This is a genomic window from Sphingopyxis sp. GW247-27LB, from assembly GCF_002277025.1.
GTDB lineage: Bacteria > Pseudomonadota > Alphaproteobacteria > Sphingomonadales > Sphingomonadaceae > Sphingopyxis.
In genome coordinates, this window is sequence record NZ_NIWD01000013.1 from 183,930 (window position 1) to 194,489 (window position 10,560).

Genomic DNA, 10,560 nt, shown 5'->3' on the forward strand with positions numbered 1-10,560 from the left:
TCGAACGAGGGCGCCGGAGCTTTCCGGCGCCCTTTCTATTCGGCCAGATCCCCCAGCGCGTCGCGCAGCGGCCCCAGCCATTCGGCATAGGGGCGCCAGACCTCCATCCCGTCGCGGTTGAGCGGGCGGCGGACCTGCTCGCTCGACGGGGTGCGGACGACGCGGTCGAGCTTGTGGAATTCGAGGATCGCCGGGTCCCAGCCGAGCCCGAGGTGCGTGAGCGCCGGGCGTAGCTGCGATTCGGGATCGGCGACCAATGCCGCATAGTCGATGTGGTGGACGAGCCCCGGCGCGACGCGACCGAGATGCGTCATCAGCCGCACATAATCGACATAGCATTGCCCGATGTCGGTGAGCGCGAAGGATGCGCCGTGCGCGCGCGAGAAATTCTGGGTGAAGTTGGAGAAGCAGCAGTCCATCGCCGGGCGGCGGATGTCGAGGAACTTCGCTTGCGGCAATATCTTGCGCAGGAACAGGATGTTGCTCCAGTTGTGCGGGAGCTTGTCGACGAAATAACGCTTGCCGGTCCTGCGGTGCAACGCCGCGCGGCGGAGATAGTCCTCGCCCATCGCCGCTGCCTGATCGGGGCCGATGCCGGCAATGAGCTGCGGCACGGTGACGGGGCCGCGCCGCGTCGCCATCTCGATCGCGCCGCGCAGGATCGCCGGGGCGTAGGCGAGTTCGCCGACGGATTCGATATCGCGATGGCTACCGAGCATCTGTTCGAGCAGGGTCGAGCCCGAGCGTGGCAGGCTGACGATGAACACCGGCACGCTGTCGCCGAGCGATGCGGCGGGTAATACATCGAAGAAGGCCGGGCCGATCGACTGCTCGATTTCGGTGACTTCGGCGGTCAGTTCGCGCGCATCGTAGCCGATGCTGTCGGCGCGTTGGCGATTCGCCTCGGCATAATGACGAAACGCCTCGGCATATTGTTCGCGATCGTGGAGCGCGCGCGCGAGCGCAAAATGCAGCGGTGCGCTGTTGCGCACATCGACCGCGACGGCGATCCCTCGGCGAATCTCGGCGATGTCGGCGTCGCTGAGCAGCTTGCGCTTGATGCTGGCGAGGCTCCACCAGGCTTCGCCATATTCATAGTCGAGCGCGGCCGCCTTCCGATAGGCGGCGGCGGCGGCGGTGGAGTCGCCGGCAGCGCGCAGACTGTGCCCGAGCGCGACCCAGTTGGCGGGCTTGCCGGGCTCGGTCTCGGTCAGCCGCTGCTGGATCGTCCGCGCTTCGTCCACCCGCCCGAGTTTTTCGAGGATATGCGCGCGGGCGGCCGGCAGCTCGGTATCCGGGTCGCCTTCCTCGAGTGCCGTCAACATGGCTTCGGCCTCGGCTAGTCGCTCCTGCTGTTCGAGAACCGAGGCAAGCTGGTGGCGGAGCGCCCGGCTGTCGCCGCCCTTGGCGAGTGCGGCGCGCAGGAAATGCTCGGCCTGGCCGAGCGCGCCAAGCAGGACCGCGATCCTGCCGAGCGTCGCGAGTCCCTGCGGTTCGTCGGGGTTGCGGCGCAGATGTTCGATGGCCCGCTGGGCCGCTTCCTCGTAGCGGCCGGCAGCGATCAGTTCGTCTGCCTTGGCGAGCAGCGAATAGGCGACGACATCACCCTGCCGGCGGTTGGACGATGGCATTCGGTCCCCCTCAATCATAGCCGAGCAGCGCGCGCAGCCCCGGGGCCTGATAATCGACGAGCGCGCGGTGGCGCGGGCCGAGCGTATCGGGAAGTTCGATGCCGATGCCGGTCAGATTCTCGCGCGCGGTTCCGCTTTGCTTGCGATCCGACCCGACGCGAATCCGCTCGCGCCAGTCGCCGGGGCGCTCGATCCCGCAGGCGTCGAGCAGGGCACCGAAAAAGGCGTCGGCATCGGGCGTGTCGAGCGCGCCGACGTGACGCACCATGTCCTCATAGGTCACGACATGGACTCGCGCACCCAGCCAGGCGGCCGCGTTCATCTCATAGATGTCGCGGAGCGACGGCGCCTTGGCGGGGAGGCCGAAGATCATCATCGTCAGCAGCTCGTCGGCGGTCAACGCGCCCGATTTCAGATGATCCATATTGCCGGCGAACTGTTCGGAAATGAAAAAGCGCGCGCGCGCGATCACCCAGTCATACGGGTCGCGATAGAGGAGGATGCGGCGCGCCGGCGCGGTCTCGATCGCCGACGCGTCGGCGAGGAACAGATGGCCCCAGCTCAGCATCGGGCGCGTCGGATCGAACGCGGCGCGATGCTGCGGCAGATTGGCCCATTGGATGAAGTCGCGGCCGTATTGCTGTTCGACCGGCACGAACATGCGCAGGATATTGCGCAGCAAGTGACTGCCGCTTTTCGGCACGCTGTTCAGGAATACCGGCTGGCGCAGCGGCATTTGCGCAAAGCGGCGATTTTCGTCGTCGAGCGTATCGGCTTGGACGCGGACGGTTGGCATGGCCCGGCGGGCTCCCTTCGATCAAATGAAACGGGGCGGCATGTTGCCATGCCGCCCCGTCCCGCCGTCTGTCAAATCGATCAGAATTTGCTCGAGATGTTCAGGAAGGCGCGACGCCCCGTGAACGGATATTGCGACGCCACGATCACCGGCCCGAGCGTCGAAATCTGGCCGCCGTTCAGTACCGACACGCGCGGCGGGCGGGTGTCGAACAGGTTGGCGATGCCGAAGGTGATCTCGAACCGGTCGGCGATCTCCTGCGAGATCGAGACGTTGTGATAGAAGGTCGCCGGCGCCGTCAGCTTCGGGCAATAGCGACCGCGCAGCGACGAATCGATGCACGGATCGTCACCGTTGCGGCGCAGGAAGTCGCCGATGTCCGACGTGCCGCCGATGACGTTCATCCCGTAGAAGAAGGTGAAGCCGCCGCCGCTTTCCCAGGTGGCGCGGAAATCACCGACCCATTGCGGCGAACCGGCTTCGCCGTTCGTCGAGCTGGGCACCGAATTGGGGAGCAGCTGGAAATCATCCTTGGTCTGCCAGGTCATCCCCGCGGTGAACGACAGGCGGCCGAGTTTGCCGAGGTCGTGGCGCACGTTGAGCTCGACGTCGACGCCGCTGTTCCGCTGGCTCGCGATGTTGACATATTGGTCATAGACTTCCGCGATCGCCAGCGGGTCGGCGGGCTGACCGCGCGTGAACAGGTTGCACAGCGGCTCGTTCGCGAAATCTTCCGAATCGTAGCAGCCGAAGACGATATTGGCTGCGCCGAGCTGGGTGATTTCGCTCTTCACTCGGATGTCGAAATAATCGACCGCGAGATTGATCGTCGTGTCGGGAAGGAAGTCGAACTTCGGCGTCAGGATGCCGCCGGCCACCCACGCGCGCGAGGTTTCCGACCGCAACTGACCCAGGCCGCCCTGCGAAAAGGCGGTGGCAGTGATGCTGCCGCCATTATAGTTGCCGGGAATGCCGTCGGCGGTGCAATTGTCGGCGACGCGCTGCGTCGTCGAGCCGTCGTTGAGGCCTTGCTGCCAGTTGACGCAGGGGTCGATGTTCCGTGCGCTCGGGAAGCTGGTTTCATTGGCCAGGAACTGCTCGAACAGCGCCGGAGCGCGGAACGAGGTGCCATAGCTGCCGCGGAAGCGCAGCCAGTCGTTCACCGCCCAGTTGAGGCCCAGCTTATAGGTCCAGTTGCCATTGTCGCTGTCCGACACGCCGTCCGACTTGCGGGTCGACTTGACGCTGGTGACACGCGCGGCGGCCGACAGCGTCAGCTCGTCGAAGAAGGGCTTGTTGGCGAAGATCGGGATGTTGATTTCGCCGAACGCTTCCTTGGTGAAGCTTTTGCCCGCGGTGATCCCTGCCGCCGACGAACCCCAGGCGTTGCCGGCACGGGTGATCTCACCCGGTACGTCGTTGATCCGGTCCTCGCGGCCGTTGAAGCCGAGCGCGATCGCGACCGGGCCGGCGGGCAGGTCGAACAGCTTGCCCGATACCGTCCCTTCGACCGTCTTTTGGGTGTAGACGGTCTTGCCTTCTTCCCAGTCGAACAGGAAATCGACCTGTTCGGGCGTCATCTCGCCGCGCAGGAAATAGGGGTCCATCCACGGCAGGTCGATGCACTGCTTGCCCGAGATCGGCGTGACGGTGCCGACGCACGAACCCGCGAACTGCGTGCCCTGGGCGAGGCCGGTGTCGTAGACGTCCTGAAGAATCTGTTCGCTGCGATAGCGGCCGATGCTCTTGCTGTACTGGCCGTAGACTTCCCAGCGCCAGCCGCCGAAGAAGCTCCCGTCGTCGGGCGCCTCGCCGCGCAGGCCGAAGACGCCGCGATAATAATCGACCTTCTGGCTGTTGTCGGCGTGGTTGGTGATTCCGGTGGGGCTGACGAGGTTGACGCCCGACCAGCCCGGCGCCCAGATATTGGTGTTCGTCCCGGTGCCGTAGAGATCGCCGGTATAGCCGAAGTTCCAGAACTGGCGGAATCCGTTCTGATAGGTCTTGCGGCGGTTGAACAGGAACTCGCCGAACGCCTCGACCTCGTCCGACAGCTCGAAGGAGCCTTCGGCATAGGCGGTGATCAGCGTCGTCTTGGGGATGATCGTCGCTTCTTCGTAGAAGGGATGATAATTATTCTGCACCGCCAGCGTGTCGGTGGTGTAACCGACCGGGAACCAGCCCGCCGGGGTGCCGAGATCCAGTCCGTTGGACGGTGCGCCAAAGGCGGGAATGCCCAGCGTTTCGCCCGGATACTGATACTGGATCAGCGCAACGCCGGTGGGCGCCGTGTTGATGCCGGTGTTCGGGCCGCCCGGCCCGTCGAGCCGCATGTTGCCGATCAGGTCATAGGTCCAGACATGGCCCCAGGGCAGATCCTCGCACTTCGGCTTGCCGGTGCGCGGGTCGATCAGGTCGGCGCGGCTGCCATCCTCGCGGAAGGTATAGGCTTCGGGACACGCCAGATAGCTGCGGTCGCCGCGGTTCAGTTCCTTGACGTGGGTGTAATCGGCGGCGAGCATGATGTGACCGCGGCTGAAGGTCTTGCCCCACACCGCATTGGCGCGATATTCCTCGCCGCCGCTGTCGAACGGCACCGAAGTGTTGAGATTGACCTCCAGCCCGTCGACGTCGGTCTTGGTCTTGATGTTGACCACGCCCGCGACTGCATCGGAGCCATAGACCGACGATGCGCCGGTCTTGAGGATTTCGACGCTGCCCGCGATCGAGGCCGGCAGCACGTTGAGGTCGAACGACGACACGCCGCCGCGCGTGCCCGCGGGACCGGCACGGCGGCCGTTGAGCAGCACCAGCGTGCGGTTCGGGCCGAGGCCGCGAAGGTCGATCGTCTGCGCGCCGGGCCCGCCATTGGTGACGAAGTTCGACGAAATCGCGGCGGTGATCTGGGTCGAACCCGCAGCGACCGGCGAGCTCTGCAGTGTCGAGGCAAGATCGAACTTGCCTTCCTGCTGCGCGATGCCCGGATCGATGACGGTGATCGGGTCGGGACTGTTGAACGGCGTCCGGGTGCTGATGCGCGAGCCCGTGACGACGATCGAATCCTCGGGGCTGGCGGGTGTCGGTGCGGCGACCGCTTCGTCATCCTGCGCGGTGTCGTCCGATTGTGCAAAGGCCGGCGTCGCGAGCATCACGGCCATCGCCGACACGCTCGCCAAACCCAGATTCCGGCGCAGACGCGGCGCGGCGCTCTTCATATCCTTCATATCGATGTTTCCCCGGTTTTTATTCAAGGCCGCATTTGCCCATTTGGCCTTACCAAAACGTCAACTCCTTCGGGCGTCTTGGCGCCCTGGGACTTGCCATGACGACGAGCGTTCCAAAGCTTTGTCTGCAAGTCAAGCGGGTTAAGGCGGCGCCCGATCCTTTCGGGAAGCGGTTGTGGCCGAACTGTCGCAGTCGACCAAGCGGCGTCCAGCTGCGACCGGCCGCTTCGGCGGCGCTGCGCCGAACGATTGAATCGCTCCATGACTGTCGATAGGGCGAGCATATGTCCATTGCACGACAGCCTGTCTTCCCGCCGGTTCGGGCGCGACGCCGATGACGCAACCCCCGGGGGCGGTGTTCGCGCTGGGCCTGTTCGCGGCGCTGTGGCTGCTCGCGGGGCTGTGGGCGGTGGGGCGCGGGATCGCGATGCAACGGCGCTCGGCCTACGTCGCGGCGCAGACCGAACGGCTCGCGAGCCTGGTCGAGGCGTCGCCCTATCTGCCGGTCGTCGTGCGCGGCGATTGGCGGATCGAGGCGAGCGAGCGGCTCGGCCGTTGGCTGGGGCTCGACCGGGGCCCGCGCAACTTCGACGAGCTCGCGGGGATCGAGCAGGGGCTCGACGCCGACGGGATCGAGGCGCTGCGCCAGGCGATCCTCGGGGCGCAGCGCGGTGCGCGGCCTTTCACGCTGAGCCTGCGGCCGCAGGGCGGCAGCCGCACTCTGGTGATCCAGGGCGCCGCGGCGCCGGTTGCGGTCGGCGGGCCGGGCAGCGTGCTCTTGTGGCTGAGCGACGCGACCGACGGCGAGCAGGCGCTCGCCGACATGCGCCGCGAGCGTAACGAGGCGATGGCGGCGTTCGAGGCGTTGTCGGGGTTGATCGAGGCGGCGCCCTTTCCGATGTGGTTCCGCGACACCGACCTGCGCCTCGCGCTCGTCAACCGTGCCTATGTCCGCGCGGTCGAGGCGGGCAGCGCGGCGGCGGTGATCGACGAGGGGGTCGAGCTGTGCGAGCCGGTCGCGGGCATGAGCGCGGCCGACGCCGCCGACCAGGCGCGCGCCGCGGGCGGGGCGCAGATGCGGACGGTGCCGGTGACGATCGAGGGCGAACGGCGCATCATGCGCGTCGTCGATGTGCCGCTGGCGCCCGAGGGCGGCGGCGCGATCGGGGTCGCGGGCTATGCGATCGACGTGCAGGAACTCGAAAGCGAGCGCGGGGTGCATCGGCGTTTCGCCGACACCCAGCGCGAGCTGCTCGACCGACTGTCGGCGGCGGTCGCGCAGTTCGGCCCCGATCAGGGTCTCGTCTTCGCCAACCAGCCCTTCCGGCGGCTGTTCGAGGTCGATGCCGACGCGGTGGCCGAGGCGACGCCCTTCGCGCGGCTGCTCGACGCGTGGCGCGAAAAGGGGCGGGTGCCCGAGGTACGCGACTATCCCCAATGGCGCGAGGCGCACGTCGGCTGGTTCGCGCTGCCGCGGGCGAGCGAGGAGGACTGGCTTCTGCGCGACGGCACGCATCTGCGCCTCGTCGCGCAGCCGAGCCCCGACGGCGGGCTGCTGTTGATCGCCGAGGATCGCACCGAGCAGGTACAGCTCGCGGGCGCGCGCGACACGCTGCTGCGCGTCCGCACCGCGACCTTCGACAATCTGTTCGAGGCGATCGCGGTCTTCGCCCCCGACGGCCGGCTTCACCTGTGGAACCAGCGTTTCCGCCGGCTGTGGGGTGTCGACGAGCCGACGCTCGCCGCGCATCCGCGTGTCGACGCGCTGATGAGCGGGCTCGCCGACCGGCTGGCGAAGCCGAACCAGATCAGCATCGTGCAGGAGGTGATCCGCGCCGCGACGCTCGAGCGCACGCAGCGCGCCGGGCAGATCCGCTTCGGCGACGGGCGCCATTTCGATTTCGCCTCGATCCCGCTGCCCGACGGCAATGCGCTCCTCATCATGCTCGACGTCACCGACAGCCGGCGGATCGAAAGCGCGCTCCGCGAACGCAACGAGGCGCTGGAGGCGGCCGACAAGGTCAAGACCGCCTTCCTGTCGCGGATGAGCTATGAACTGCGTACGCCGCTGACCTCGATCGGCGGTTATGGCGAGATGCTGCAGGCGGGCTATGCCGGCAAGCTCGGCGACCAGCAGCAAGGCTATGTCGATGCGATCATGGATTCGGTCGCGGTGCTCGGGCGCCAGATCGACAATGTGCTCGACCTCGCGCAGGGCGAGGCGGGGACGCTCGCGATCGAGCGCGCGCCGGTCGACGTGCGCGCGCTGCTGGGGCAGGCGCTGGCCGATGCGCGGCCGCTCGCCGACGCCGAAGGGATCGAGCTGGTCGACAACATCTCCGCCGAACTCGGCACGATCGAGGGCGACGCGCCGCGGCTGTCGCGGCTCGTCGCCGGGCTGCTCGACAATGCGGTGCGTTTCACCGCGCCGACGCGGCGGACCGGCGGGCGGGTGCTCCTCCACGCCGAGGGCGATGCGCGCGGGGTCGACATCGTCGTCTCGGACAACGGCCCCGGCATGCCCGAGGCGGTCGCCGCGGTGACGCGGGGGCAGCAGGCGGGAACGCCGAGCGGTGGCATCGGCCTCGCCCTCGCGCGCCAGCTCGTCGCCGCGCACGGCGGCACGATGGAGGTGCTGAGCGAGAAGGGCCAGGGGACGCTGGTGCGTGTCAGCCTGCCGCGCGGGGCATGAGCGACTTTTCGTGCGACTATGACCTGTCCGACGCCGACCGGATCGGCGGTGCGATCGGCTTGGCGCTCGCGCCGGGCGACGTGGTGCTGTTGTCGGGCGACCTCGGCGCGGGGAAGACGACGCTGGCGCGCGCGATGCTGAAGGCGCGGGGCCTTGCGGGCGAGGCGCCCAGCCCGACCTTCGCGATCGTCCAGCCCTATGCGCCGCCCGAGGTCGACCTCGCGATCGCGCATGTCGATCTCTACCGGATCGAGGACGAGGACGAGCTGATCGAGCTCGGCCTCGACGATTATCTGTACGACGGTGCGCTGCTGATAGAATGGCCCGAACGGCTGGGGGGTGCGCGCTGGCCCGACGCGCTGGCGCTGACGATTTCGGGGAGCGGCGCCGCGCGCGTCTTGACAGCCGATGTGCCGCCCGCTTGGGAAGCGCGATGGTCGCTCCGATGATTCCGCCCGCCCATGCGCCCGCCTTTCTCGCCGCGCATGGCTGGGGCGATGCCCAGATCCTTCCGCTCACCGGCGACGCCTCGTTCCGCCGCTATTTCCGGGTCGTGGGCAAGGGCCGGCAGGCGGTGCTGATGGACGCGCCGCCGCCGCACGAGGATCCGCGACCCTTCGTGGCGGTCGCCGAATTCCTCTGCGCGCAGGGGCTGACCGCGCCGGCGATCATCGCGCGCGACCTCGACCTCGGGCTGCTGCTGATCGAGGATTTCGGCGACGTGCGGCTACGCGAGACGCTCGACGCGGCGCCCGACGCCGAGGAGCGATATTATGCGGGGGTGACCGACCTCCTCGTCCATCTGCACGCGCGGCCGCCGATGGCGGGGCTGCCGGTCCACGGAATCGAGCAATGGCTCGAGGAGGTGATGCTCTTCACCGACTGGTATTGCCCGGCGGTGGATCTCGACGTCGACCGCGACGCTTTCCGGGCGGCGTGGGAAGCGGCGCTGGCGCCGGTCGAAGCAGACGGATTGCCGCGCGTCACCGTGCTGCGCGATTTCCACGCCGAGAATATCATGCTGGTGAAGGGCAAGGACGGGATCGCGCATTTCGGGCTGCTCGATTTCCAGGACGCGCTGGTCGGCCATCCCGCCTACGACCTCGCCTCGGTGCTCGAGGATGCGCGGCGCGACGTGTCGCCGGGGGTCGAGGCGGCGATGTTCGATCGCTATGTCGCCGCGGCAGGGCAGGGGGAGGCGTACCGGCGCGCCTATTGGGCGCTCGCCGCGCAGCGCAACACGCGTATCCTGGGCGTCTTCGTCCGCCTGTGGAAGCGCGACGGCAAGCCCGGATACCGCCAGTTCCAGCCGCGCATGTGGGGGCTGCTCGAACGCGACCTCGCGCACCCCGCGCTTGTCGCCGTCCGGCAATGGTTCGACGCCAATGTCCCGGCTTCGAAACGGGCGGAGCTTTGGGTGGAGAAGGGGGCGTGAGCGCGAAGATCGACAGTGCGATGGTGATGGCGGCGGGGCTCGGCAAGCGGATGCGGCCGCTGACCGCGACGCGGCCCAAGCCGCTGGTGCGTGTCGCGGGCAAGGCCCTGATCGACCACAGCCTCGACCGGATCGCGGCGGCGGGCGTCGGCCATGTCGTCGTCAACGTCCATTATCTTGCCGACGCGCTCGAGGCGCATCTCGCGGCGCAGAAGCGGCCGTTCAGCATCGCGATCTCCGACGAGCGCGGTCAGCTCCTCGAAACCGGCGGCGGGATGGTCAAGGCACTGCCGCTGCTGACCGGTGACCCGATCCTGATCGTCAACAGCGACAATATCTGGACCGACGGACCCGAGGACAGCATCCGCCATCTCGCGCGCCACTGGGACGGCGCGCGGATGGATGCGCTGCTGCTGCTGGTCCGCCAGGCGAGCGCGAGCGGGCACGGCGGCAAGGGCGATTTCCACATGGACGGCGCGGGGCGACTGACGCGGCGCAAGGCGGGGCGGATCGCGCCCTTCGTCTATACCGGGATTCAGCTGATTTCCCCCCGGCTGTTGGAAGGCGCGCCCGAGGGGCCCTTTTCGACCAACATATTGTGGGACCGCGCGATCGCGGCCGGGCGGCTCTATGGCGTGTCGCACATGGGCCAATGGTTCGATGTCGGAACGCCGGCGAGCATCGCGCCGACCGAAGCGGCGTTGGGCGGGATTTGATGTTATTTTCGTCATTGCGAGCGAAGCGAAGCAATCCAGAGTTGCGTAAACCGCTCTGGATTGCTT

General features: G+C 67.7%; 7 protein-coding genes. 4 read left to right on the forward strand and 3 right to left on the reverse strand.

The features are described from left to right. Positions 1 to 35: 35 nt before the first annotated feature. From CD928_RS18020 to CD928_RS18030, 3 genes are all read right to left on the reverse strand, one after another. Positions 36 to 1,631 carry a sulfotransferase gene (locus tag CD928_RS18020; RefSeq protein WP_176473628.1) on the reverse strand — a complete coding sequence of 532 codons (1,596 nt, stop codon included), beginning with the start codon at positions 1,629 to 1,631 and terminating at the stop codon, positions 36 to 38. A gap of 10 nt (positions 1,632 to 1,641) precedes the next feature. Then, positions 1,642 to 2,427 (reverse strand): hypothetical protein, encoded by a 786-nt coding sequence (locus CD928_RS18025; protein ID WP_095388472.1) that lies wholly within the window; start codon positions 2,425 to 2,427, stop codon positions 1,642 to 1,644. Positions 2,428 to 2,507: 80 nt separating this feature from the next. Then, the gene (locus CD928_RS18030) at positions 2,508 to 5,651 is read right to left on the reverse strand and encodes a TonB-dependent receptor (RefSeq protein ID WP_095388473.1); all 3,144 of its coding nucleotides are present in this window, start codon (positions 5,649 to 5,651) and stop codon (positions 2,508 to 2,510) included. Between the two features lie 334 nt (positions 5,652 to 5,985). Here CD928_RS18030 and CD928_RS18035 point away from each other — a divergent pair, with 334 nt between their 5' ends. The 4 genes from CD928_RS18035 to CD928_RS18050 are packed head-to-tail and all read left to right on the forward strand — an operon-like array spanning position 5,986 to position 10,494. Continuing rightward, complete coding sequence (locus tag CD928_RS18035) at positions 5,986 to 8,343, forward strand: PAS domain-containing sensor histidine kinase (protein WP_095388474.1); 2,358 nt, start codon at positions 5,986 to 5,988, stop codon at positions 8,341 to 8,343. Further along, complete coding sequence (gene tsaE / locus CD928_RS18040) at positions 8,340 to 8,792, forward strand: tRNA (adenosine(37)-N6)-threonylcarbamoyltransferase complex ATPase subunit type 1 TsaE (protein ID WP_095388475.1); 453 nt, start codon at positions 8,340 to 8,342, stop codon at positions 8,790 to 8,792. Before CD928_RS18035 ends, tsaE begins: the two co-directional genes overlap by 4 nt. Beyond that, on the forward strand, positions 8,777 to 9,778 hold the full coding sequence (locus tag CD928_RS18045) for an aminoglycoside phosphotransferase family protein (RefSeq protein ID WP_095388476.1): 1,002 nt from the start codon (positions 8,777 to 8,779) through the stop codon (positions 9,776 to 9,778). Before tsaE ends, CD928_RS18045 begins: the two co-directional genes overlap by 16 nt. Continuing rightward, positions 9,775 to 10,494 (forward strand): nucleotidyltransferase family protein, encoded by a 720-nt coding sequence (locus CD928_RS18050; RefSeq protein WP_255247236.1) that lies wholly within the window; start codon positions 9,775 to 9,777, stop codon positions 10,492 to 10,494. Before CD928_RS18045 ends, CD928_RS18050 begins: the two co-directional genes overlap by 4 nt. Positions 10,495 to 10,560: the final 66 nt, after the last annotated feature.